The sequence below is a fragment of the Porphyromonas bobii genome (assembly GCF_943169685.1).
Classification (GTDB): domain Bacteria; phylum Bacteroidota; class Bacteroidia; order Bacteroidales; family Porphyromonadaceae; genus Porphyromonas; species Porphyromonas pasteri.
In genome coordinates this window covers 38,923-61,693 of the sequence record NZ_CALPBU010000001.1, presented here as the reverse complement: position 1 = coordinate 61,693, position 22,771 = coordinate 38,923, and the positions used below count along the sequence as shown (strand labels likewise).

Sequence of the window (22,771 nt, the reverse complement as noted above, 5' to 3'; positions counted from 1 at the left end):
ACCTTCTGTTTATGTCATATAATCAGAGTGTTATGTGTGTAAAATGCGATTTGCGAAAAGATGGTATGTGCCCATAAATTTGCTCCCAAAAGAACAGCACTCATGGCACGTAGAACCTCCATTTTCAATGTCCTGCCCTCCTCCTCTGGCGAGGTGGCTATCCTTCTCTATGGTGAGATTGGCATGTACTCGGATATCACCGATGCACGTGTCGTTGCCGAGCTTCTCGAGCTCTCCCGCACGTATAGCAAGATTGATGTGCGCATCAATAGTATCGGTGGCGACGTGTACACTGGTCTGGCGATCTACCAGGCGCTGCATGATAGCAAAGCAGATATCACCATCTATATCGATGGGGTTGCTGCAAGTATGGCCGCTATCATAGCATTGTGCGGTAAACCGCTCTACATGTCGCCATACGCCAAGCTCATGCTCCACAATGTGAGTGGTGGCACATATGGGAACAGCCACGATCTGCGTCAGATGGCAGAGCAGATGGAACAACTGCAAGGGGATTTAGCACGAATGATCGCAGGTCGCCTACAGCAGTCTCCTGAGGATATTGAGGCAAAGTACTTCAATGATGGGCAAGACCACTGGCTTACGTCTCAAGAGTGTCTTTCAATGGGGCTTATCGATGGGGTCTACTCGATGGACCATGACGACGATAGTCCTACCAACTCTTCCTCCGCAGAGGAAATACGTAAGTACTTTGATAACCGCCTGAACAAACAGGCACAAATGATAGATAACATGGCACTAATCGATGACATCCGTAAGAGTTGTCCAGCGTTCTCCAACACCGCCACTGAGGCTGATGTCACGAGAGGCGTACAGGACCTCTATCAGCAGAAGCAGGCGCTTGCTGAGGAGAACCAAACGCTTCGCGCGCAGCTCTCTCAGCTCCAAGCGCAGGAGACGGAAACTTTCCTCCACGCAGCGGTTGAGGCTGGGAAAATCACCCAGGAGCTCCTGCCGCACTACACTGCCCTCATGCAGTCTAATCCAGACGCTACCCGTCAGCTCATTAATTCGATCCCTCCATCTGCACAAGCGACGCCTAAGAAGAACCCCTCTTTCGCACGCCGATATATCGAGACGGGGGAAGGGGGAGCACCTTCCAGCAAGTTCGCAAACAAGACTTGGGATGAGCTGGATAAGGCCGAGCTTCTCAGTGAGTATAAGGAGGTCGACTTTGAAGGCTTCAAGGCGCTCTTCCGTGAGCGCTTCGGCACGGAGTATAAGGGCTGACCTTCCGACGATAAACCAACCTATTAACCAAAACAAACAATTATGCCTTTACAGACCGAAGTCTGGATCGAAACCCTGCAAGAGAACTTCTTCCCAGACAACTCCTTTGTGCAGAAGTCGGAGGATGACTCCCAGTACGTGGACAACAAAATTGTCCATGTGCCCAATGCAGGCAGACCCAGCAAGGTGCAGGTAAACCGCACCACCAAGCCCGCTCAGCCTACAGAGCGAACGGACCAGGATCTCACCTATGAGCTGGATGAACTCACTAGTGATCCCGTGCACATCTCTCACGCTGACACTGTCGAGCTGTCCTATAACAAGCGCTCCTCAATCATCCTCAATGACAAGGAGGAGATGCGTCGTGTCGCCTCTGAGCTCATCCTGCAGCGCTGGGCGAAGGGGGCTGATTCGGCACACACCATCCTGACTGATGGCGCACAGCGCGATGCTCACACCACACAGGGTACAGGTCGTCGTCTGAAGATGACCGATAAAGTCGTCCACCAGATTGCTATCCGCATGGACAAGCAAGATCTCCCAGCCACAGGCCGCTATCTGATCATTGACTCAGATATGTATGCCGACCTTCTTGATAGCCTTACGGAAGCGAACCGAATGGCCTTCCTGGCTTCGGCCGATGTATCAAAGGGGACGGTAGGTCGCCTCTACAACATTGACATCTTCTCTCGCAGTACGGTGCTACGAATGAAGGCCAATGGAGAGCTTATTACAACTCCCGATGGAGGCGATGCAACCGAGGTTGCAGCAGGCTTTGCATGGCAGAAGAGTTGTGTGTCTCGTGCCATGGGCAAGATCGAGATGTTCGCCAGTGAAAAGGATCCGCAGTACTACGGAGACATCTACTCCTTCCTGATGCGCCTTGGCGGTAGCCACCGACGCTACGACAAGAAGGGGCTCTTCCTGATTGCGGAGGGTAACGTCTAACAGCAACGATCATGGCACAGTTACCACGAGTTAAAATCACCTTTGCCGAGGGCAACCTCGGCAAGGTGGGCGACTCTCCCGATGGGCTCCTCGCTCTCATGGTCGCCTCTACGGCCGTTGGCTCAACTTACGAGCTCGGCAAGACCTATTCCATTCGATCGGTTGGAGACCTGAAGGGCCTTAAGGTCACAGGGAAGAACAATGCTGTCCTCTATAAGCACGTGCGTGAGTTCTATGCTGAGGCTGGTGAAGGTACGGAGGTCATCATCTATGGCGTCGAGAAGACGAAGACGATGACCGAGCTCTGTACGAAGGGGGACACCGAAGAAGATGCTGGTGAGCTCCGTAAGCTCATCACCCTGTGTAAGGGCCGACTGCGCGCAGTGGCCATCGCCCTGGATGCGCAGGATGAACCTGAGGCCGCAGAGGGGATCGTTGCTGATGTCCTCTCCGCTATTCCCAAAGCGCAAGAGACCGCAGTGTATGCAACCGAAGCGCTCTATGCACCACTCTTCGTCATCCTTGAGGGTCGTGGCTTCAAGCGTCAGGGGCTCAAGGACCTTGGCGAGCTCGCTTGCAACAGAGTAGGGGTCTTCGTCGGTGACACCCAGCCTGATGGCAAGGGTGCTGCTGTTGGTCTCCTGGCTGGTCGCATTGCGGCAAGTGCAGTGCAGCGCAACGTAGGTCGCGTGCGAGATGGCAAGATCGCCGCCGATGCAATCTATCTGAGCGGTCAGCCCATCGAGCAGCAGACAGGTGCTGTCGCCGACCTCTACACTAAGGGGTATATCTGCCCTCGTCAGTATGTCGGCCGCGCAGGCTTCTACTTCTGCGACGATCGTCTGGCGACGAGCGAGTCTGACGACTATGCTCATGTAACTGCACGCCGAACGATCGACAAGGCCTACCGCATCGCCTACGATAGCCTCCTCTCCTTCCTTCTTGACGAGCTTGAGCTTGAAGCTGACGGCACGCTGCACCCTGCAACCGTGCGTAGCTGGGAGCAGGAAATTACGTCGGCTATCGACCGAGCTATGACTGCCAAGGGGGAACTCTCTGCCGATGATTCTACGGGTAGCGCTTGTCGCTTTGAGATCCTGCCTACCAATGTCCTTGCGACGTCGGAGGTGCGAGCAAAGCTCTCGGTACGCCCATTCGGCTATGCTCGCTACATCGACGTAGAGCTTGGCTTCGCAGCTGTAACATCTAAGTAATCCTACTCCAATGAACATCTACAACGGACGCGAGTACGAGTGGATGACCATTACCCTGCTCCTCGGCGGTCGTCGTGTCACTGGTCTCCGTGGCATTGAGTACACCGCCGAGCAGGAGCAGGAGCCCATCTACGGGGCTGGGAGCCAGCCAATGGCTGTCCAGCGTGGTAACATCAAGTACTCTGGTACAATCACCCTTACGGGGAGTGAATTCCACCTCCTGCAGAAGGCTTGTGGTGGAAGCATCCTAGGAGCTTCGACAACCATCGTGGTGTGCTATGGCGACCCCTCTCAGGGCGATGTCATCCACACCGACACGCTTGTCGGCTGCACCTTTAGCAAGGAGGAAGACAAGTGGAAGCAGGGGGATAAGTTCACTGAATATGCCCTCCCCTTCACCTTCCTGCGCAAGCAGAGTGCATAGTCCTTCGAACGCTTTTTAATCTGTATAAAAATGGAATTCAAACCCGAACAAATCGAATCGTGGAAGAAGCAGCATGGCAAAGATGCCATCTTCCTCATCGTCGTAGAGGATAAGAGCTGCGCTATCCGCAAGCCTACCCGCCAGGAGTTCAGCTTCGTATCAGGAATTAAGGATCCTATCCAGCTGTCGGAAACGCTCTTTAAGCAACTCTGGCTGGATGGCGACAAGGAGATCCTTGAGGATGACGACTACTTCCTGCCTGCTATTGGCAAGCTGGATGAAGTCCTCAAGCAGAAGGAGGCCTCAGTAAAAAAGCTCTGAGGGAGGCGGAGGTTATCTCCTCCTCCGAAGAGCAACAGGTTTCCTGGGAGAGCTTCCTCTTCTTTGACACCTACATCCGCTACTACTTACACCTAGACCCCGATACGCTGCCCGATCATCAATGGGCGGCCACAATCAACTATCTCAACGAGCTCCGAAAGCTCGAAGCCCAAAGCAATGGATAAGCAGCTAAAATTCTTCATCAACCTCCAAGCCAGGCAGGAGAATGTCTGGTCAACGGCTCGAGGAGTTATTAGCGCTCTCGACAATATCGAAAGTAAGGCTAAGCGTGTTGGCGCGTCCATCAGCAAGGCTTTCAGCTTTTCTAACTTGGGTAGCCAGCTTAGTAGCATCCCTGGCTTTGCGCTGCTAACCAACCCTTACGCCCTCATCGGCGGAGGGCTGGCGGCAGTCTCAAAGATTGGGATGCAGGCAGAGCAAACGAGTATCGCGTTTCAGACGCTTGTCGGCAATGGAGAGCGGGCAAATCAGATGCTCGGGGAAATCGCTGAGTTCGCTGACCGAACGCCTTTTGACCGAATGCAACTCACAGAAGGAGCAAAACAGATGCTCTCTTTTGGGATTGAGGCAGACAAGGTAACGGGGTATATGCGTCAGCTGGCGGATATCTCGGGGGGGGATGCCCAAAAGTTTTCCACGTTGTCGCTTGTCTTTGGCCAGGTGAATGCAGCAGGCAAGCTCATGGGGCAAGACCTTATGCAGTTCGTAGGTGCTGGTTTCAACCCGCTTAAGGAGCTCTCTAAGATGACAGGTGAGAGCTTCGAATCCCTCCAGGAGAAGATGAGTAAGGGTCAGATCACTGCGAAAAATGTAGCACAGGCAATCGCTCATGCGACTGGTGAAGGCGGGCAATTTCATGGAATGATGGATGCACTGGGTTCATCTGGAGCTGGGGCATGGAACACCATGATGGGAGCTATACAGAGTGGAGCTGTCAGTATCTACGAGCAGGTCAAGCCCTACCTCTTAGACCTCTTCGAGGTCGTTGGGAAGTATGTGCCGAAGGTCTTCGCAGTCATTGGCGGAGTCATCAATGCTGTTGTCGGTACGGTGCGATTCTTCGAGCGTTGGAAGACGACAATCCTTATCATCACAGGGATCATCGTCTCACTCACCATCGCTGTCAAGCTACAGCGGATCGCGCAGTATGGGCTTGCCGCCGCATCGCTTATTGCCAAGGGTGCTATGACGGCACTCGCGGGCGCACAAGCTGCCCTCAACGCCGTACAGGCAATGAGCCCACTAGGGATGATTGTCCTCACAATCGGAGTGCTCATCACAGTAGTCGTTGCCTGTTGGAATAAGTTCGCAGGTTTTCGTGCCTTTATCCTCACGATGTGGGACACGATTAAGGGCTTCGGAGCTATCATCAAAGAGTACGTGACCAACCGAATTAACGAGCTGCTCGATGCTGTGGGCAACGTCGGCAAGGCGATCAAGCTACTCTTTGAAGGAGATTTCTCTGGTGCTGCCAATGCCGTAGGCGATGCTGCTAAGGGCTTCGTCGGCGTCAATAGCGCCACGCAAGCCTACCAGTCGTCTAAGGACCTCCTCAGTGGCGTTGGATCTGGCTACGACAAGCACCTCGCAGAAGAGATCGCCAAGGACGAGGCTAAGAAGCGGAATGACGGAAAAGAGACTGCGTCGATATCCGTCCCTGGCCTACTCGGGAGTAGCAGTAGTGAGAGCGTCATCTTTGGCTCGGGAAGCGAGAAGGGGAGCAAAGGTAAGGGTAAGGGTGGCCGTGGAAAGACAGGCGACGCAATAGCCACTGGTGGTACGCGCAACACGCAAATCACGATGAATATCGGCAAGCTCGTCGAGCGCATTCAGGTGTCCATGATGGACAAGACCGATACCGCCGAGCTGGAGCGTAGCATCATCTCAGTGGTCAACCGATCGCTGGCCATAGCAACAAGCACTGACCGATGACAACATTCGAGCTTGACACTATAATTAGGCGGCTGCCAATACCTCCACCCTTCATCTTCAATCGAGCAGGGGTGTACCTCCCTGAAGGAGATCTCCCCGAGGTAGATATACCTCTCTCTGAGGAGGAGCTTGAGGAGGTGCAGACGAATGCCCTCGGCCTGCCGATGGTCTTCCCCGTGTCTCTGGCACTTGAGGGTGAGGAGCCGTGGCTGCTACCTCAGGAGCCGATGATCACCATAACGGGGCAGCATATCCTCACGAAGAGGCAGGTATCAAAGGGGAAGATCCGTGGTTCCGTCAAGGAGCGCTGGACGCTCGATGACTACAGCATCAGACTTGAGGGAGTGCTTATCGGACCCGATGGACGATATCCGAAGGAGGATGTGCAGCGCCTGCGCAAGTACCTTGAGGCAGCCAAGGTATCCGCCTATTGCCCCCTTCTGGAGCTCTTCGGTATCACGCGCATTGTTTTCGAGTCATGGGAGTTCCCGCACACCTCAGGTGATGCTAACCAGAACTTCTCTCTCCAGGCAGTGAGTGACGATACCTATAAGCTCCTGCTCACTCGTCGAGACCTCACCAAGTAGTCAGCTATGTACACGATGATTTCTGACATCAAGATAGGTGGCTACCAGCTCTCGATGCTCGACAAGGTGGAGATACACTCCTCGGTGGAGCTCCTCGCAGACACGGCTAAGATCACACTCCCTGCCGCCGAGTACAACAAGGCGCTCGACGTTGAAGATGCAATCCATCGTGGAGATGCCGTCACAATTCGCTTAGGATATGAGGAGACGGGGCTCGTTGAGGAGTTCACTGGCTACCTGCAGCGCATTGCCACTGATAACGGTGACTTGACGCTGACCTGCGAAGACGACCTCTTCCTCTTTCGCAAACCTCTCAAGGATGCCGTGCTGAAGAAGGTCGGGCTATCAAGCCTGTTATCACGCATCATTAAAGAGGTGGGACTGTCGCTCAAGGTCAAATGCACCTACTCCTGGGTGTACGATAAGTTCATTATCAAGTCGGCGACCGCCTATGATGTACTCAAAAAGGTGCAGGAGGAGTGCGGAGCCGACATCTACCTGCGCGACGGGGCGCTCCATCTACACCCTCCAGGAGAGGTCATCGGACAAGAGCGTCTATATGACTTCGCCTATAATGTTGAGTCCGCTGACCTCACCTACCGCAAGGCGGAGGATAAGAAGTACCAGATAACTGTCAAGGCACTCTTACCCGATGGGAAGGTGCGCGAGATAGAGGTCGGTACTCCTGGAGGAGACAAGATCACCGTCAAGTGTCCTACCTCTGACGAGGTGAGTATGCGGCTGCGCGGTGAGACCGAGCTGAAACGGCGCACCTTCGACGGATACGACGGAAGCATCGACACCTGGCTTGTTCCTGAGTGTCGTGCAGGCGACACCGCAGAGATACACGACCCTGACTACCCACATAAAGAGGGTACTTACTTCGTTCGCTCCGTTACGACGGAGTTCAGCTCATCTGGCGGAAAGCGGAAAATCGAGCTGGGCTTTAGACTTAGCTAATAATGGACCCATATCGCGAGCTACACGAGCACCTCAGACGTATAGCTGGAGGAGCTCCAGCAACCCTCTACCAGGGAGTAGTCACACAGGTCTCCGACCTTACCTGTGAAGTCTCCATTGATGGACTGCATGTTCCAGACGTGCGCCTAAGGGCATCTACCGAGGTGGATGGTGCGCAACTATTGATGCGCCCCGCCGTAGGTGCAGTTGTCATCATGGGGACGCTCACAGGTGATCTTGACCACCTGGTTGTGCTTTCAATGGATAGAGCCGAGGAGGTCATTATCAACGGTGGTGAGCTCGGCGGGCTGATCAAGGTCCAGGAGCTGACGAAGAAGCTCAACACACTAGAGAGGGAGATCAACGACATCAAGCAGGTACTCTCAAGCTGGACTCCCGTGCCTAATGATGGCGGAGCGTCGCTGAAGGCAGCCGTTGCCTCCTGGGCAGGTAAACGTCTCACCCCATCAAGGCGTGAGGATTATGAAGACACTAAAGTGACACATTGATATGATAGGCATCACGCTTACCGCCGACTACGAGCCTCGCATCCGCCTTGTGCGCGACGAGGAAGGGCGCATCATCGAGGGGCTTACTCTCGGTGAGACGCTGCCGCAGAATCAAGCCCTGATACTCACCCTACATCAGGGTGAGCTTAAGGAAGCCCCTGCTGTCGGGTGCGGTGTCTCAGATATGCTCCTTGACAACCAGCCACTGTACTGGCGAGCTCGCATTCGCGAGCAACTTGAGATGGACGGGCAAACTGTCAACTCCATCAAAATAACAACCTCGGGCATCCACATCGACGCCCACTACTAACTCTATTATGCGCAAGCGCCTTACTGTCCAACTTTGGATAGCCGTCCTCCTCACTCTCTCGGGCATAGCACTCGTCTGGACGGCGTTCCTTGTCGTCCCTCGAGGGGAGATCCACAACTCCGTGCTCCTTGCATTTGGTGAGATGTCGACCTTCGCTGGGGCGCTCTTCGGGGTCGACTACAAATATCGGCTCAACAAGTACATGTATCAGCCGCCTAAACAAGGCACTAATCAACAAGACGATGAGCAAGAGAACGATTAACTACATCGCCGTGCACTGCACGGCTTCCCCCCAAGGGTGGGGAGTGAAGGAGCTCCAGCAGGTCTTCCAGCAGCGTGGCTTCCAGCGACCTGGCTATCACTATGTAATCACGGCTGACGGGGTCGTGCATGCGATGCAGCCCGAGGAGCTTATCAGCAATGGGGTCAAGGGATACAACTCGGAGACTATCAATGTCGCCTACGTAGGTGGCATCGACAAGTCGGGGAAGGGTGTCGACAATCGCACTGATGCCCAGCGCTCCTCACTCCGCAAGCTCCTCGGCGAGCTTCGTAGTCGATACCCCAAGGCTAAGATCCAAGGACATCGCGACTTCTCTCCTGACACCAATGGTAACGGTATCGTAGACCCGTGGGAGCGCATTAAAGAGTGCCCCTGCTTCGATGCTATTCCTGAGTATGCAGACCTGTAGAGCTATGAGACGAGTAGATAAAGAGCGCCTGCTGCTGTTCCTCGCGCTCATCCTCTTTTGGTCGCTGATCCTCGTATCGCTTTCATCTTGCGGAACGACAAAGACTGCCGTAGTCAAGGGTGAGCGTCGCGTGGAGTGGAGCGAACGAAGCAGCGTGCAACGTGATAGCATCTATGTGCATGACAGCGTGTACATCCACTCCAAGGGGGATACTGTCTACCTGGAGCGGTGGCGTACACGCATCCGCGATCGAACGCAGCACGACACCATTTATTTACAAAAGGTAGACAGTGTGTATGTGGAGACGCAGGTGAAAAAGACCAGTGCAATCGCCGATATCAACTCTACGCTACGAGTACTCGGCTGCACCGCTGTCATCATCGCTGTCATCATCTTCATCCTCAAGATACGTAAACGATGGATGTGACGACGCTACCTGGGCAGACCCTGTGGGATGTCGCCGTGGCAACGAAAGGGTCCTGGGAGGCGGGCATTGATATGGCTCGATCTGCTGGCGTGTCGATGACTGGACCTCAAAAGGCGGGATCTGTGTATCCAGTTCCGCCAAAGACCTACGATCGTACGATGGAGCGATATGCCCTCACGCATCGCCTGGAGCCTGCTACCGCGGGCGCAATATCGACGCTTTCAGTACGCATATTCACCTCCGCGTTCTCCGCGGAGTTCAGCTAATAGACTATGGCCACAGATAACAAGGTTAACGGATGCGGAGCCTGCTCAGGCTTTCTTCGCTGGCTTAAGCCTCCGCACTACGAGTTCTTCCAGAAGGAGTGCGTTCAGCACGATGTTCGCTATAACATTGGGGGAACGGAGCAGGATAGACAGCAAGCGGACTTCGTCCTCTTTCAGGATATGGTAGGGCGGTCTATCGACTATTTCAAGGGTCGCAAGGCGGGATCACAGACGTGGTTCATCGTCCTCTCCTACCTCTACTACAAGGCTGTTCGCCTCTTCGGCAAGAGCCAATTCAACTACAAGTAACTTCTTCCCTGGTCGGGGTATAAGAAAGCCCCCGACCTTCGTAAGTGGACTCTCACCTCACACTTACAAATATGCGCCGATACGCAAAGGTCGAGGGCTTAATGCCTTTCCTTTCGTATCGGCGCATTGCTATTATGTAGTGTGGGTGAGAGACCGCAAAAATACAACGATTTATCCTAAATGAGAACCCCTATTACCTATTATGGCGGTAAGCAGACGATGCTCAAGCATATCCTGCCTCTAATCCCTTCGCACACCCTCTATACAGAGTCCTTCTGTGGTGGCGCGGCTGTCTTCTTCGCTAAAGACCCTTCTGATGGGGAGGTGATCAACGACCTCAACCAGCAGATGACCAACTTCTACGAGATGCTCAAGACGGAGTATGACCTCCTGAAGGCCCGTGTTGATGTCACAGTGCACTCGAGGGATATCCACGCACACGCAGCCCACATCTTGGAGTACCCGCAGTTCTTCACTCGTATGGATCGAGCGTGGGCCGTCTGGGCACTCTCTAAGATGAGCTTTGCCAGCATGCTCGATGGGACTTTTGGATACGACTTCGGAGGAGGGATGCCCAAAAAGCTCCGCAACGCCAAGGAGGAGTTCGGTGAGCACCTCGCCCGCCGTCTGGATAATGTCACGATTGAGAATAGGGATGCCCTCGAGGTAATCCGATGCTATGATACGCCCGACACCTTCCACTTCGTCGATCCTCCCTATGTGGGGAGTGACTGCGGGCATTACGAGGGCGTGTTCGGCGAGAGCCACCTGCTGGCTCTCCTTGACCTCCTTACAGAGGTCAAGGGTAAGTTCATGCTAACTATGTTCCCTGATGATAATATCGAGCGATATGCTACGGTGCACGGGTGGCACATCCATCGTATCGAGCGCACGATCTCCGCCTCTAAGACCTCCCGACGCAAGCAGGAAGAATGGATGGTGTGCAACTATGTCAAGGAGGAGGAGCCGACCCTATTTGACTGATGCAAGAAGGGCGTTCGGATGGTTGCCGAACGCCCTTGGTATATTCCCCGAAAATGTGACGCTTCGTTTCTTCTCAGCGGTGTGTGGGGGTGTACGCTTCGTTTGCGATGTGCCGCACGCTTCGTTTTGCGGATTATACATATAAAGTAGCTTCGCGCCCCACATCCCCCAAGGGAGATCTGGAGCGCGAAGGCCTATAGCAGTGTGTAGTGTGTCGGTGATCCCTTAGCCAAGGAAGCTCAGGAGGATACCAGCTGCGACAGCTGACCCAATAACCCCGGCGACGTTAGGCCCCATGGCGTGCATAAGGAGGTAGTTCGTAGGGTCGTATTCCAGACCAAGCGTCTGAGAGATACGTGCGGAGTCAGGCACAGCAGAGACACCAGCATTCCCGATGAGAGGATTGATCTTGTTCTCTGGCTTGAGGAAGACGTTGAAGAACTTGACGAAGAGGATCCCGCTCACCGTAGCTACGACGAAGGAGAATGCCCCGAGTCCGAAGATCAATACTGAGTTACCCGTGAGGAATTCCGTGGCCTGGGTCGAAGCACCTACCGTGACACCGAGGAGGATCGTGATCGTATCGATCAGCGGCCCCTTAGCTGTGTCAGCAAGACGCTTCGTGACACCACTCTCGCGAAGGAGATTACCAAAGAAGAGCATCCCTAAGAGGGGCAGTGCAGGCGGTACGAGCATCGTCGTCAAGAGAAGTCCAGCGATAGGGAAGATGATCTTCTCCGTCTGAGAGACCTGACGAGGACGCTTCATGCGCATTACACGCTCCTTCTTCGTCGTCAGAAGACGCATGAAGGGAGGCTGGATCACGGGCACCAGAGCCATGTAGGAGTAAGCCGACACGGCGATAGCACCGAGGAGATGAGGAGCCAAGCGGTTCGAGAGGAAGATAGCCGTCGGGCCATCTGCTCCACCGATGATACCAATAGCCCCTGCTTCAGTTGGCGTAAAGCCCAGCTGTAGAGCCGTCATATAAGCTGCAAAGATACCGAACTGTGCAGCCGCTCCGACGAGCATGAGCTTGGGGTTAGAGATAAGAGCCGTGAAGTCTGTCATCGCACCGATCCCGAGGAAGATCAAGGGCGGGTACCACCCTTGGCGCACCCCTTGGTATAGGATGTTCAGTACAGAGCCTTGTTCATAGATACCGACCTGCAGCCCGTTGAGCATAGGTATGTTCCCGATGAGCATACCGAAGCCAATAGGGATGAGCAGCATTGGCTCAAACTCATATCTGATAGCTAAGAAGATGAAGAGCAGACCGACCAGGATCATGATCAGGTGCCCAGGAGTGGCATTAGCTACCCCCGTAAAGGAGTAGAAGGTCTCCAGATTCTCAGCTAAGAAGCCCCAGAAGGAGGACATAAGACTATCCGATGATTACGATATCAGAGCCTTCGAGGATGTTATCCCCCTTAGAGACCTTGATGGCAGTGATGACACCATCGCACTCAGCGTTGATGTTGTTCTCCATCTTCATAGCCTCGAGGATAGCCACCGTCTGACCAGCCTTTACCTGATCGCCTACAGCGACCTTGATGTCGAGGATGACACCGGGCAGAGGAGACTGGACAGCCGTACCCTTACCTGCGGGAGCTGCGGGTTCGGCAGCAGGAGCAGCGGGGGCGATAGGCTGAGGAGCGGGTGCAGGAGCGGCGGGTGCTGCGGCAGGAGCAGGTGCGGGAGCCACAGCAGGCTTAGCTGCTGGACGTGGAGCAGGTGCGGTGTAGCCTTCGGTGAGGATATCTACCTGGTAGGAGACACCATTTACTTCTACGGCAGCCTTGTCGCCTTCGAGATCGATGATAGCGACACTGTACTCGTTGCCATTGATCTTATACTTGTACTCTTTCATTGTGGATAGGGAGTTGAATGTGATTGCTTATTATAGTTGCGTGAGGATAGGAAGCTGGCGCATCGTCAGAGCCTTGGAGGCCCAGGGAGATGGAGCCGTACGCTTGTAGGTGAGCACCAGAGACTCTTGGTCGTGGAGGTGCTTACCCAGCTCTTCGTGCAGCGCATAGGAGATGGCGACGAAGACTTCCTTGAGATTGGGTTCCTGCGACATATTTCTTGTGAGGATAGCTTGTTTATCGTTTGAGGGCCGGAGTCTGTCGGACATGCGCGTTCCACATCGTGGGACGGTGGCGTATCGTCAGGACGTAGCTTTCGTGATCGTGCTGCGTCTCGAGCTCAGAGCGAAGAGCCATCGCGATAACGGCGGCGACTTCATCAGGCTTCCCCGCGGCACTCTGGAGAGCCAGTGAGATGGCTACCAGAGCTTCAGCGGAGGGCTTACCTGTAGAGCTCGCTGCGGGCGCCTTCTGAGTAGCGGGTTTCTCTACCTTCGGAGCATTTCTCCTCTGGAAGAATATCCCGATCCATCGGAAGATAAGCACCAGCATCAGCAGCGCGAGGAAGACGACGAGCACAGCCGTGAAGGTCATGATACCTCCAGCAGGGTCGCGCTCGGCGAGTCTTTGGACTTTCTCGGAGAGCTGAGGATGGTCTTGAGCCCATGCCACCATCGGTACTGCCGCAAGCGACAGCCCGAGGGTTAGCTGGTATAGTTTGCGAGCGAGATTCATAGCGTGTAGCTTGATGGACTATGAATGGCCAAGACAAGCCTGCTTAGAGAGGCAGGTTGTCGTGCTTCTTCGCAGGATTGATCTGCTTCTTGGTGCGGAGCTGCTCAAGAGCGCGGATGATACGGAAGCGTGTGTTGCGAGGCTCGATGACGTCATCCATATAGCCGTAAGAAGCGGCGTTGTATGGGTTGGCGAAGGCCTTGCGGTATTCTTCTTCCTTCTCAGCAGCAGCCTGTGCAGGATCTTCTGCAGCAGCTACCTCCTTAGCGAAGATTACTTCGACAGCACCCGTGGGGCCCATAACAGCGATTTCAGCTGAAGGCCATGCGAGGTTGATGTCGGAGCGCAGGTGCTTAGAGCTCATCACGATGTAGGCACCACCATAAGCCTTACGCAGCGTGATGGTGATCTTGGGCACCGTAGCTTCACCGAAGGCGTAGAGGAGCTTAGCACCATGGACGATAACCCCGTTGTATTCCTGCCCTGTACCTGGGAGGAAGCCTGGGACGTCTACGAGGGTGACGAGAGGGATGTTGAAGGCGTCACAGAAGCGGACGAAGCGAGCAGCCTTACGAGAAGCATTGCTGTCAAGGGCACCCGCCATGACCATAGGCTGGTTAGCGACGATACCGACGCTCTGACCATTGAAGCGAGCGAAGCCGATGATGATGTTCTTAGCCCAGTCACGGTGTACTTCGAGGAACTCACCATTGTCGACGATCGTACCGATGACATCGTACATGTTGTAGCCCTTGTTAGGCTGGTCAGGGATGATCGTGTTGAGGACATCGTCGACACGGTCTACTACGTCCGTAGGCTCTACGCAAGGAGCATCCTCCATATTGTTCTGGGGGATGAAGGAGAGCAGGTGACGGATCAGGCGGATACCTTCCTCTTCATTGTCTACAGCGAAGTGAGCGACACCACTCTTGGAGGCGTGTACGCTGGCACCACCGAGCTGCTCCTGGGTAACGTCTTCACCCGTGACGGTCTTGACGACCTTGGGGCCCGTGAGGAACATGTAGCTCGTACCCTTGCTCATGATGTTGAAGTCAGTAAGAGCAGGTGAGTAAACGGCACCACCGGCGCAAGGACCGAAGATAGCAGAGATCTGGGGGATCACACCCGAAGCCAGGATGTTGTTCTGGAAGATGTCACCATAGCCGCTGAGAGCATTGATACCTTCCTGAATACGGGCACCACCCGAGTCGTTAAGGCCGATGACAGGAGCACCCATCTTCATAGCGAGCTCCATGACCTTACAGATCTTCGAAGCCAGCATTTCGGAGAGTGCACCACCGAAGACGGTGAAGTCCTGTGCAAAGACATAGACCAGACGACCGTCGATCGTACCGGCCCCGGTGACGACACCGTCACCGAGGAACTTCGTCTTGTCGATACCGAAGTTCGTCGAGCGGTGCAGGACGAAGGTGTCGATTTCGTCGAAGCTACCTTCGTCGAGGAGGAGGGCGATACGCTCGCGAGCGGTGAACTTACCCTTCTGGTGCTGGCTGTCGATACGCTTCTGACCGCCACCGATGTGGGCCTTAGCGCGGAGCTCAATAAGCTCCTTGATTTTCTCTAATTGGACACTCATATTGATTGCTGTTAGTAGATACTGTCGTTATTTAGGATAGAGAGATTATTAGAATGGGATAATAGAGGAGATCACGTAAGCGGACTTCCGCTCTGGACTCTTCTATTATCCCATTCTTCGGTCAATTACTTGACGTCTCTGTGGTCACACAGCTCGGTGAGGACACCAATTGTGCTCTTGGGGTGGAGGAAGCCGATGTTCAGACCTTCAGCCCCCTTACGAGACTGCTTGTCGATCAGCTGGACGCCCTTATCAGCGAGCTCCTGCAGCGCTTCGTCAGCGTTAGGCACAGCGAAAGCGATGTGGTGGATACCTTCCCCACGCTTCTCGATGAACTTTGCGATGGTGCTTTCGGGAGAGGTAGCTTCGAGCAGTTCGATCTTCGTCTGACCGACCTTGAAGAAGGCCGTCTTAACCTTCTGGTCTGCTACTTCTTCGATGTTGTAGCACTTCAGACCGAGGATGCCTTCATAATAAGGCAGAGATGCTTCGATACTCTTTACGGCGATGCCAAGATGCTCGATGTGTGAGAGGTTCATAGCTTTTCTATCTTGCTTTGAGTTGATATGATTAGGGCAGGAGGACGGTCCTCTACCCCGTAACTTCTGTACTGCAAATGTAACAATAATCGCCTTCATTCCCTAACTCTACGGCAACCTCTTAAATATTCACAGATTAGGCCCATTAAATAAGGCGGATCATCCCCTACAAGCCCCTCCTCTAGCCCCATATCAACCCACCCAAATCCCATCAAACCACCGAGCACCAAGCTACTCTTGCGACGCACTATCAATCAACTGATTAGTCCCCCCATCAAACGAAGTAGTACTGGTCGATATTCCCCTTCAAGACCATTGCACAAGGCCATCTCTTCACATCTTACACTTTCCTCCTTCGAACTTCTCAGCCTAAAGCCTCCGATTTCCGAGGGAAGAAGGTACGAGTAATGAAGAGGTGGGCTTGCGCAATGGTCTCAATAGGTATATGGATGCGTGGGGTAGAGCTATATAGGATGGCGAAGAATGCTATATAGCTTTGTGAAGTGACCTATTATTAGGTTGTTGCTCCGCGTAGGGATAAAAGTTGTGGACGAGTGGCAGAAAAGTTTGGACTACGTATGTGGTCCTAATATCTCCGTACGTGGATATTGGGATTTGCGTGCCTGGTCTTTAAGACTACGTGCGTAGACAGAGAAAAACGACTACGGGAGGGTACTTTTTTCTTCACGAGAAGGACAATTTTCCCTCCGCTGGATAAGAGGAATACTCGCGGTAAGGCGAAGGGCTTGCGTATCACTTCGGAGAGGCATATCGGTGAGCTGGGCGTGCGATGCCTTAGCAGAATAAATAGAGGGCAGGACTCTATGCAGCAGTATCCCTTCGTGAAAATCTGCTACATAGGCCTCTTGGCTGGGGGGCTAAAAGCACCCAGCAGTGAGTCGTAAGAGCATCCGATTAGGGAGGCGCATTACGATCCACTGCTGGTAACATTGGGAGGGAGATGAGGATAACTATCGTATACGTCCCCCACCCTATATATATTACGGTATAGCTCTATCCAAAGATGAAGGATTACTTCATACCGAGCGTCAATAAGAGGAAGGCGTACTCAAAGGCGGTATCTCGGATACCATCATAGCGCCCCGTGGCTCCACCATGCCCCGAATCCATATTCATCTTCAATAGAAGGAGGTGGTCATCCATCTTGTGACGGCGGAGCTTCGCTACATACTTCGTGGGCTCATGGAAGAGTACCTGCGAGTCATTGAGCCCGCCTGTTACCAAGAGATGCGGATAGCTCTGTGCCGAGATGTTGTCATAGGGCGAATAGCTGAGCATATAGTCGAAGTACTCAGGGTCATTGGGATTCCCCCACTCTTCGTACTCTCCTGTAGTGAGCGGGAGGGACTCATCAAGCATCGTCGTCGCGACATCAACGAAAGGTACAGCTGCGATCATCGTATGGAAGAGGTCGGGACGACTATTCGCCACAGCACCTATCAGCAGACCGCCGGCACTCCCCCCTTCGGCCATCAAGCGCTCAGGAGAGGTATAGCCTTCAGCGATGAGGGTCTCTGCACAAGCGATGAAGTCGGTGAAGGTGTTCTTCTTCTTGAGGAACTTCCCGTCTTCATACCACTGTTCCCCGAGGTCACTTCCCCCACGCACTTGAGCCTGTGCGTAGATGAAACCGCGGTCAACAAGGCTCAAGACCGAGACGCTGAAGTGTGCATCGAGCGTCACTCCATAGCTCCCATAGCCATAGAGCAAGGCGGGGGCCGAGCCATCACGCCGCAGTCCCTTCCGATAGAGCAGCGTCATCGGCACACGGACACCATCGGGGGCTGTAGCCCAAAGGCGCTCTACGGTATAGTCCTCGGGGCTAAAGCCTCCACCGACCTCCTGCTGCTTGAGGAGACGACTCTCCCGCTGCTCCATATCATATTCGTAGAGTGAAGCGGGACGATTTGGGGATGAGTAGCTATAGCGTATCGTCGTAGCCTCGTAGGTGGAATTCCCCTTGAGGCTGATGGTATAGACAGGCTCAGGGAAGTGAATCGATCCGCACGACTCCCCTTCGATAGAGAGGATACGAATCTGAGTGAGACCATCTTGACGCTCCTCCAGTGCGACGTGGGAAGCATAGACACCGATACTATCGAGGCGTACCTCCGTGCGGTGAGGGACGAAGAGCTTCCAAGCGCTACGATCTTGCACCTTATCCTTATCGGTGACGTAGACCATACCATTGAGAGATGCCTTATCCTTATAGTAGATGAAGAACTTCTCACGGTGACTAAGTATAGAGTAGCGCACATCTTGCTCACGGGGAAGGAAGAGCTTTGGCGTACGATCCGATCCGTCCGAGGTGAGGTAGTATTCCTCGGTCGTTGTGCTACTCCCTGCCGTCAAGAAGATGTACTCACGGGTCTTCGTCTCACTCACACTGCAGGAGAAGCGGACGTCCTGCTCTTCGTAGATGAGCGTAGGCTCGGCATCCGTAAGGCGCTGGGCAAAAGCCTTCGTCGAGCGAAGGGTCTCATCAATCAAGGTATAGTAGATCGTCTCGCTGTCCTCCGCCCAAGCCAGTGACGAAACGCCCGAGAGCGTGAAGGCAAGGTCTTCGCCACGCTCGAGGTCACGTATATGGAGATCAAACTCCGCATACGAGCCCGTCGTATTGGCAAAGTAGGCAGCAAGCTTATTATCGGGACTCACCGCATAGCCCGCAAAGATGTATGCATCATGTCCTTCGGCAAGGGCATTGACATCGAAGAGTAGTTCCCCACCCTCGATCGCCGTAGGACACTGCCCATAGCGCTCTACAAAGTCAGCCTCAGAGACGCGGTAATACGAAGGGTATTGCTTCCCCTTCTCAGTGCGGGCATAGTAATAGTAGCCACGGCGCAGCGTCGGATAACTCTGATCATCCTCCTTAATTCGCCCTACGATCTCCTTAAATATCTGCTCCTCTGTCTCATGCATCGAGGCCATGACCTCAGAGGTATAGGCATTCTCTGCACGGAGGTACTCAAGCACACGCGGATCGTCTTTATCCCGCATATAGTAGAAGGGATCAATACGTTCGCTCCCCAAATGGGTTAAGTATTCGTCTTGGACCTCAGCACATGGGGGGGTAAGTGTAGGCAGGGATGATTGAGTCAAATCCATCTGTTGGATAGCAATAAGTGATAGGAAATTGGGTAAATAAAAGAGCTAAGCTTGCAGGCTATCCCGCAGGACAAGTAAGGCTTCGGGCCCCATCTCAAAGAGAAGATCGAGGATACTCAGATCTTCTACAAAGCCCATGTGCTCCAGATGTAGCTGGTAATATGGGCGTAGCTGAACTCCAGGTACTGGAGCTACCAGCTTCGGACTCAGCGTATAGCGAAGGTCGCAGCACTCGGATGTAGCCTCAGACGACTGAGGGGGAAGGAAGCCCGTAGTCATACTCCAGTCGAGGTCAAGCTGTAGCTGAGCGAGGAGCGTCTGCAGCAGCTCTGCATTGAAGTCCCACAGATAAGTATAGCGTCGCTCATAGAAGGGCATCAGCTCATCTGCATAGAACTCGAAGAACGGACTTGCCCCATAAGCCGTGCGCAGTGCCTGCGCATGCAGGTGGCGCCACTCCCCATGATCCGAGATACGCACCTCACGTATCGGAGTCTTCGTCCCAGCGGGAAGCTCGACTGGTATCGTGAGGGACTGCACGCCATTCGGACCAAGGATACGGCAGCGATTACGATAGCTCTGCTTGATGTAGTGCTCGCACCCCTCGAGTGCTATAGTGCCAGCTACATGCTCATAGAGCTTCACGAAATAGCTGACAGGTGGCGCGTAGGCCGTAGCGAGGAGTAGCGTGGGTAGGCTCTCCATCATAGGGCAAAGAGGATAACGCCTTCGATAGCATCCGCAGGGAGGATACCCAGATGGCGGGAGTCAGGCGCTACGCTCGTATCGTCGGTGAGTACCCAGTAGTAATCCCGACGGAAGGTATGATAAGGGTTGGAAGCGAGTGCAGTGAGCCAATCCTTAGGAGCCAGTCTGTGCAGAGCAACCTCACCACGCGCAGGAGCAAAGAGTCGCTGCTCCTCGACGAGGGCGGCACGATAGGCAACAAGATTGGTGGAGGTCAAGGGGTAGACGCCGCCCTCACGGGGTAAGCGTAGTGCATACTGCTCTCGAGCATCTCGCGGATGGCGGTAGTCAGACACTGCAACACCATTGACAAAGAGCTGGCCAGAGCGCACCTCAAGGCTATCTCCAGGCAGGGCGACCACACGGGCCACCATCAGACTCTGAGCTGAGGTAGAGGTGCCCGCTCTCTCCGTATGAAAGAGGATGAGTGAGCCTCGATCGGGGCTCTGCGTGCGACGAGCCAATGCCCATGCTCCAAGGCGCAAGGCAGGCGCCTGGGCGGTCGTCATCACACGAAAGGGTGTGAAGAAGAATATACGGAGCACTACCACCAGGGCAATAAGCCCCAGCGGTAGTGCTCCGTAGCGTACGAAGGATGAGCTGACGATCTGATCCTTACTTATCATGAATCAGACGCATCATCCGTGACCAGCGGATACCACCATTCGTCAGCGGGCGCTCGCTATTGATCGAGAGCCAGAGGAAGGCAGGCTTACCTACGATATGGTCTTCGGGAACGAAGCCCCAGTAGCGGCTGTCGGCCGACATATCGCGATTGTCTCCGAGCATGAAGTAGTAGTCCTGCTGGAAGGTGTAGGTCGTACTGGGCTTCCCGTCAATGAGTACCGTCCCGTCAGGCTGCACCTCGAGGCGGTGCCCTTCGTAGTTGCGGATACAGCGATGGTAGAGTGCCACAGCCGTAGCGTTAAGGACGATCTTCAGCCCACGGCGTGGAATGAGGAGCGGCCCATAGTTGTCCTTCGTCCAAGGCGTCTTGAAGTCCACAGGATATACACCCGTCGAGTTCTGAGGCTGGGCTATGTCGACAGCGATAGCGCGGACATAAGGTTCAGCCTTGAGACGAGTCTTCATCTCCTCCGTCAGGGGGAGGTAGTAGATAGCGCCATAGTGCCCCTCCGCATCGGTGGGCTGGAAGGAAAGCCCCGCATAGCGCAGGTAGCCCTCAATAGTCCCCGTCTCAGAGGAAGGCTGATAGGTACGCTGGTCGTAGATCAGCTGCACATCACGGTCGTTGATCTCGAGATCATCTAAGATCTCCTGAGGCAGAGCTCTACCATCCGTCTGGAGGAAGTAGTTGTACTGCATCTTCTCGGGGTTGGCAATAGCCTTACCATCGATATAGACCTGCTTATTACGGATCTCAAAGCGCTCTCCAGGGAGACCGATACAGCGCTTGACATAGTGATCACGACGATCTACGGGGCGGTAGACAATCTCACCGAACTGAGCTCGATCACTCCACACGGCATCGCGACCATAAGTAGCACATAGCGTGTAGTAGTCAGGGTTCGGCATATTGAGTGCCACCGTATCCCCTGCGGGGAAGTTAAAGACGACAAGGTCATTACGCTCGACCTTCCCGAAGCCCTTGAGGCGGCGATAAGGGAGCGAAGGCTCATCGAGGTAGGACTTATGCCCGAGAATGGTATTGTGCGCTAAGGGGAAGGCCACGGGGGTCATCGGCACACGAGGGCCATAGCTCAGCTTATTGACGAAGAGATAATCACCGATGAGAAGCGTCTTCTCCAGCGAGGAGGAGGGGATGGCAAAGTTCTGGAAGAAGTAGGTGAAGATAATCGACACGGCGAAGACCACGAAGATGATATCCTCGACCAGACCGCCAAGGAGGCGCACGGTGGGGTTGGGGTGCTCACGCAGATAACGCCAGTTGATCCATCGCGTAAAGTAGAAGTCGATGAGGAGGGGCAGGAGAATCAGCCACCACCAGCTTGCCCAGCAAGCAAAGGCGATAAGAAGAAGAATCAGAATCCCGCCCTTGATATGGCGCCATGTGCGCTGTCCCGGAGTAAGGCCTGCTATCGGATGCGATTTCATTCGGTGCTCTATATATAATTATGGTGTATATGCATCGGGAGAGTAGTGACTACTTAGCGAAGCTGAAGGAGGTCATCCATCGTCAGCCAACCGCGGTGCGTGTAGGCGTATTCAGCTGCCAATACCGCCCCAAGAGCAAAGCCCTGACGACCAAATGCCTCATGAGTCAGGACGATACGATCGACCTCTGAGGTATAGGTCACAGTATGTATCCCTGGGACTTCGCCCTCACGATGTGCGATGATAGGCAGGACACCTGGCTCGGGCTTATCCGTCAGCTCCCATCCATGGAGCTCGGGACGTCCAGCGAGGATAGTCTCAGCCAGCGTGATCGCCGTGCCACTGGGGGCATCAAGCTTATGGATATGGTGCGTCTCATCGAGGCTTAGGCGATAACCAGGAGCAGCCTGCATGAGCTCAGCTACACGGCGATTGATCTGTAGGAAGAGCTGGACGCCGATGCTGTAGTTGGAGGACCAAAAGAGCGTCCCCTCACCCGCCTCACAGCGCTCACGCAGCTCGGGCAACTTATCCGCCCACCCCGTTGTACCAGAGACTACGGGTACCCCGCGGTCGATAGCTCGGCGACAATTGTCATAAGCCATTGCGGGAGCAGTGAACTCAATAGCGACATCAGCCGCAGCGAAGCGGGGATCATCGAAGAGGTGCTCCTCGTCGCGGTCAATAGTCAGCACGATCTCATGCCCTCGTGCACGGGCTATTTCTTCTATGACGTGCCCCATCTTGCCGTAGCCGATGAGTACGATCTTCAGTGCTTGCATTCGTTAGTCTCCTTTAATAAAAGCGTACAGTAGCGACTTTCACTACGGCACAATCCTTCACGCAAAGTTACAGAAAAGGGGGAATTAGCTCACTAGCTAGGACTTTCCCTCCAAGACCATAGAAGTCCCTCATGGTCAAT

26 protein-coding genes are annotated in these 22,771 nt (G+C 54.2%); 15 read left to right on the top strand and 11 right to left on the bottom strand.

Annotation, left to right across the window (positions count from 1 at the left end):
- The first annotated feature begins 102 nt into the window (after positions 1-102).
- The 15 genes from KO088_RS00265 (at position 103) to KO088_RS00195 (ending at position 11,155) form a co-directional block, all read left to right on the top strand.
- Positions 103-1,251: a head maturation protease, ClpP-related gene (locus tag KO088_RS00265; RefSeq protein ID WP_215492798.1), complete on the top strand. Its 1,149-nt coding sequence runs from the start codon at positions 103-105 to the stop codon at positions 1,249-1,251.
- Positions 1,252-1,293: 42 nt separating this feature from the next.
- Entirely contained in the window at positions 1,294-2,199 is a 906-nt protein-coding gene (locus tag KO088_RS00260) for a hypothetical protein (RefSeq protein ID WP_215492796.1), read from the top strand.
- An 11-nt stretch (positions 2,200-2,210) separates the two neighbouring features.
- The gene (locus KO088_RS00255) at positions 2,211-3,413 is read left to right on the top strand and encodes a DUF2586 family protein (protein ID WP_215492795.1); all 1,203 of its coding nucleotides are present in this window, start codon (positions 2,211-2,213) and stop codon (positions 3,411-3,413) included.
- A 10-nt stretch (positions 3,414-3,423) separates the two neighbouring features.
- Positions 3,424-3,837: a hypothetical protein gene (locus KO088_RS00250; protein WP_215492794.1), complete on the top strand. Its 414-nt coding sequence runs from the start codon at positions 3,424-3,426 to the stop codon at positions 3,835-3,837.
- Positions 3,838-3,867: 30 nt separating this feature from the next.
- Positions 3,868-4,158: a hypothetical protein gene (locus KO088_RS00245; protein WP_215492793.1), complete on the top strand. Its 291-nt coding sequence runs from the start codon at positions 3,868-3,870 to the stop codon at positions 4,156-4,158.
- A 177-nt stretch (positions 4,159-4,335) separates the two neighbouring features.
- Entirely contained in the window at positions 4,336-6,111 is a 1,776-nt protein-coding gene (locus KO088_RS00240) for a tape measure protein (protein WP_215492792.1), read from the top strand.
- 71 nt (positions 6,112-6,182) lie between these two features.
- Positions 6,183-6,698, top strand: a complete 516-nt coding sequence (locus KO088_RS00235; RefSeq protein ID WP_215492791.1) for a DUF6046 domain-containing protein — start codon at positions 6,183-6,185, stop codon at positions 6,696-6,698.
- 6 nt (positions 6,699-6,704) lie between these two features.
- Positions 6,705-7,658, top strand: coding sequence for a hypothetical protein (locus tag KO088_RS00230; protein ID WP_215492789.1), 954 nt, complete (start codon positions 6,705-6,707; stop codon positions 7,656-7,658).
- Between the two features lie 140 nt (positions 7,659-7,798).
- On the top strand, positions 7,799-8,167 hold the full coding sequence (locus KO088_RS00225) for a hypothetical protein (protein ID WP_215492787.1): 369 nt from the start codon (positions 7,799-7,801) through the stop codon (positions 8,165-8,167).
- Between the two features lies 1 nt (position 8,168).
- The gene (locus KO088_RS00220; protein WP_215492785.1) at positions 8,169-8,477 is read left to right on the top strand and encodes a hypothetical protein; all 309 of its coding nucleotides are present in this window, start codon (positions 8,169-8,171) and stop codon (positions 8,475-8,477) included.
- A 7-nt stretch (positions 8,478-8,484) separates the two neighbouring features.
- Positions 8,485-8,739, top strand: coding sequence for a hypothetical protein (locus KO088_RS00215; RefSeq protein ID WP_215492784.1), 255 nt, complete (start codon positions 8,485-8,487; stop codon positions 8,737-8,739).
- Positions 8,720-9,169, top strand: a complete 450-nt coding sequence (locus tag KO088_RS00210; RefSeq protein ID WP_215492783.1) for an N-acetylmuramoyl-L-alanine amidase — start codon at positions 8,720-8,722, stop codon at positions 9,167-9,169. The genes KO088_RS00215 and KO088_RS00210 overlap by 20 nt, the downstream gene beginning before the upstream one ends.
- Before the next feature lie 4 nt (positions 9,170-9,173).
- Positions 9,174-9,596, top strand: coding sequence for a hypothetical protein (locus tag KO088_RS00205; RefSeq protein WP_215492782.1), 423 nt, complete (start codon positions 9,174-9,176; stop codon positions 9,594-9,596).
- A gap of 272 nt (positions 9,597-9,868) precedes the next feature.
- Positions 9,869-10,171, top strand: a complete 303-nt coding sequence (locus tag KO088_RS00200; RefSeq protein ID WP_215492781.1) for a hypothetical protein — start codon at positions 9,869-9,871, stop codon at positions 10,169-10,171.
- 180 nt (positions 10,172-10,351) lie between these two features.
- Complete coding sequence (locus KO088_RS00195) at positions 10,352-11,155, top strand: DNA adenine methylase (RefSeq protein WP_215492780.1); 804 nt, start codon at positions 10,352-10,354, stop codon at positions 11,153-11,155.
- 225 nt (positions 11,156-11,380) lie between these two features.
- Here the strand turns inward: KO088_RS00195 and KO088_RS00190 are convergent, their stop codons facing one another.
- The 11 genes from KO088_RS00190 to KO088_RS00140 all read right to left on the bottom strand — a co-directional run bounded on the left by KO088_RS00190 (position 11,381) and on the right by KO088_RS00140 (position 22,622).
- Positions 11,381-12,535 (bottom strand): sodium ion-translocating decarboxylase subunit beta, encoded by a 1,155-nt coding sequence (locus KO088_RS00190; RefSeq protein WP_215492779.1) that lies wholly within the window; start codon positions 12,533-12,535, stop codon positions 11,381-11,383.
- A gap of 4 nt (positions 12,536-12,539) precedes the next feature.
- Complete coding sequence (locus tag KO088_RS00185) at positions 12,540-13,025, bottom strand: acyl-CoA carboxylase biotin carboxyl carrier protein subunit (RefSeq protein WP_215492778.1); 486 nt, start codon at positions 13,023-13,025, stop codon at positions 12,540-12,542.
- A 30-nt stretch (positions 13,026-13,055) separates the two neighbouring features.
- Positions 13,056-13,238, bottom strand: a complete 183-nt coding sequence (locus KO088_RS00180) for a hypothetical protein (protein ID WP_009433217.1) — start codon at positions 13,236-13,238, stop codon at positions 13,056-13,058.
- Positions 13,239-13,260: 22 nt separating this feature from the next.
- Positions 13,261-13,758 (bottom strand): OadG family protein, encoded by a 498-nt coding sequence (locus KO088_RS00175; protein WP_251419677.1) that lies wholly within the window; start codon positions 13,756-13,758, stop codon positions 13,261-13,263.
- Between the two features lie 43 nt (positions 13,759-13,801).
- Positions 13,802-15,355, bottom strand: a complete 1,554-nt coding sequence (locus KO088_RS00170; protein WP_215492777.1) for an acyl-CoA carboxylase subunit beta — start codon at positions 15,353-15,355, stop codon at positions 13,802-13,804.
- Positions 15,356-15,480: 125 nt separating this feature from the next.
- On the bottom strand, positions 15,481-15,894 hold the full coding sequence (gene mce, locus KO088_RS00165; protein WP_009433153.1) for a methylmalonyl-CoA epimerase: 414 nt from the start codon (positions 15,892-15,894) through the stop codon (positions 15,481-15,483).
- Positions 15,895-16,926: 1,032 nt separating this feature from the next.
- Positions 16,927-19,026, bottom strand: coding sequence for a S9 family peptidase (locus KO088_RS00160; protein ID WP_215492776.1), 2,100 nt, complete (start codon positions 19,024-19,026; stop codon positions 16,927-16,929).
- A gap of 45 nt (positions 19,027-19,071) precedes the next feature.
- Positions 19,072-19,734: a WbqC family protein gene (locus KO088_RS00155; protein ID WP_215492775.1), complete on the bottom strand. Its 663-nt coding sequence runs from the start codon at positions 19,732-19,734 to the stop codon at positions 19,072-19,074.
- On the bottom strand, positions 19,731-20,399 hold the full coding sequence (lepB, locus tag KO088_RS00150; protein WP_215492774.1) for a signal peptidase I: 669 nt from the start codon (positions 20,397-20,399) through the stop codon (positions 19,731-19,733). Before lepB ends, KO088_RS00155 begins: the two co-directional genes overlap by 4 nt.
- Positions 20,389-21,849 carry a S26 family signal peptidase gene (locus KO088_RS00145; protein WP_215492773.1) on the bottom strand — a complete coding sequence of 487 codons (1,461 nt, stop codon included), beginning with the start codon at positions 21,847-21,849 and terminating at the stop codon, positions 20,389-20,391. The genes lepB and KO088_RS00145 overlap by 11 nt, the downstream gene beginning before the upstream one ends.
- A 53-nt stretch (positions 21,850-21,902) precedes the next feature.
- Positions 21,903-22,622: a 4-hydroxy-tetrahydrodipicolinate reductase gene (locus KO088_RS00140; protein WP_188807752.1), complete on the bottom strand. Its 720-nt coding sequence runs from the start codon at positions 22,620-22,622 to the stop codon at positions 21,903-21,905.
- Between the last annotated feature and the right edge of the window lie 149 nt (positions 22,623-22,771).

Excerpts from the sequence above, each read along its gene's own strand:
- KO088_RS00265 (WP_215492798.1), top strand. The coding sequence starts at position 103 with ATGGCACGTAGAACCTCCATTTTCAATGTCCTGCCCTCCTCCTCTGGC.
- KO088_RS00260 (WP_215492796.1), top strand. The coding sequence starts at position 1,294 with ATGCCTTTACAGACCGAAGTCTGGATCGAAACCCTGCAAGAGAACTTC.
- KO088_RS00255 (WP_215492795.1), top strand. The coding sequence starts at position 2,211 with ATGGCACAGTTACCACGAGTTAAAATCACCTTTGCCGAGGGCAACCTC.
- KO088_RS00250 (WP_215492794.1), top strand. The coding sequence starts at position 3,424 with ATGAACATCTACAACGGACGCGAGTACGAGTGGATGACCATTACCCTG.
- KO088_RS00245 (WP_215492793.1), top strand. The coding sequence starts at position 3,868 with ATGGAATTCAAACCCGAACAAATCGAATCGTGGAAGAAGCAGCATGGC.
- KO088_RS00240 (WP_215492792.1), top strand. The coding sequence starts at position 4,336 with ATGGATAAGCAGCTAAAATTCTTCATCAACCTCCAAGCCAGGCAGGAG.
- KO088_RS00230 (WP_215492789.1), top strand. The coding sequence starts at position 6,705 with ATGTACACGATGATTTCTGACATCAAGATAGGTGGCTACCAGCTCTCG.
- KO088_RS00220 (WP_215492785.1), top strand. The coding sequence starts at position 8,169 with ATGATAGGCATCACGCTTACCGCCGACTACGAGCCTCGCATCCGCCTT.
- KO088_RS00215 (WP_215492784.1), top strand. The coding sequence starts at position 8,485 with ATGCGCAAGCGCCTTACTGTCCAACTTTGGATAGCCGTCCTCCTCACT.
- KO088_RS00210 (WP_215492783.1), top strand. The coding sequence starts at position 8,720 with ATGAGCAAGAGAACGATTAACTACATCGCCGTGCACTGCACGGCTTCC.
- KO088_RS00205 (WP_215492782.1), top strand. The coding sequence starts at position 9,174 with ATGAGACGAGTAGATAAAGAGCGCCTGCTGCTGTTCCTCGCGCTCATC.
- KO088_RS00200 (WP_215492781.1), top strand. The coding sequence starts at position 9,869 with ATGGCCACAGATAACAAGGTTAACGGATGCGGAGCCTGCTCAGGCTTT.
- KO088_RS00195 (WP_215492780.1), top strand. The coding sequence starts at position 10,352 with ATGAGAACCCCTATTACCTATTATGGCGGTAAGCAGACGATGCTCAAG.
- KO088_RS00190 (WP_215492779.1), bottom strand. The coding sequence starts at position 12,535 with ATGTCCTCCTTCTGGGGCTTCTTAGCTGAGAATCTGGAGACCTTCTAC.
- KO088_RS00185 (WP_215492778.1), bottom strand. The coding sequence starts at position 13,025 with ATGAAAGAGTACAAGTATAAGATCAATGGCAACGAGTACAGTGTCGCT.
- KO088_RS00180 (WP_009433217.1), bottom strand. The coding sequence starts at position 13,238 with ATGTCGCAGGAACCCAATCTCAAGGAAGTCTTCGTCGCCATCTCCTAT.
- KO088_RS00175 (WP_251419677.1), bottom strand. The coding sequence starts at position 13,758 with ATGAATCTCGCTCGCAAACTATACCAGCTAACCCTCGGGCTGTCGCTT.
- KO088_RS00170 (WP_215492777.1), bottom strand. The coding sequence starts at position 15,355 with ATGAGTGTCCAATTAGAGAAAATCAAGGAGCTTATTGAGCTCCGCGCT.
- mce (WP_009433153.1), bottom strand. The coding sequence starts at position 15,894 with ATGAACCTCTCACACATCGAGCATCTTGGCATCGCCGTAAAGAGTATC.
- KO088_RS00160 (WP_215492776.1), bottom strand. The coding sequence starts at position 19,026 with ATGGATTTGACTCAATCATCCCTGCCTACACTTACCCCCCCATGTGCT.
- KO088_RS00155 (WP_215492775.1), bottom strand. The coding sequence starts at position 19,734 with ATGATGGAGAGCCTACCCACGCTACTCCTCGCTACGGCCTACGCGCCA.
- lepB (WP_215492774.1), bottom strand. The coding sequence starts at position 20,399 with ATGATAAGTAAGGATCAGATCGTCAGCTCATCCTTCGTACGCTACGGA.
- KO088_RS00145 (WP_215492773.1), bottom strand. The coding sequence starts at position 21,849 with ATGAAATCGCATCCGATAGCAGGCCTTACTCCGGGACAGCGCACATGG.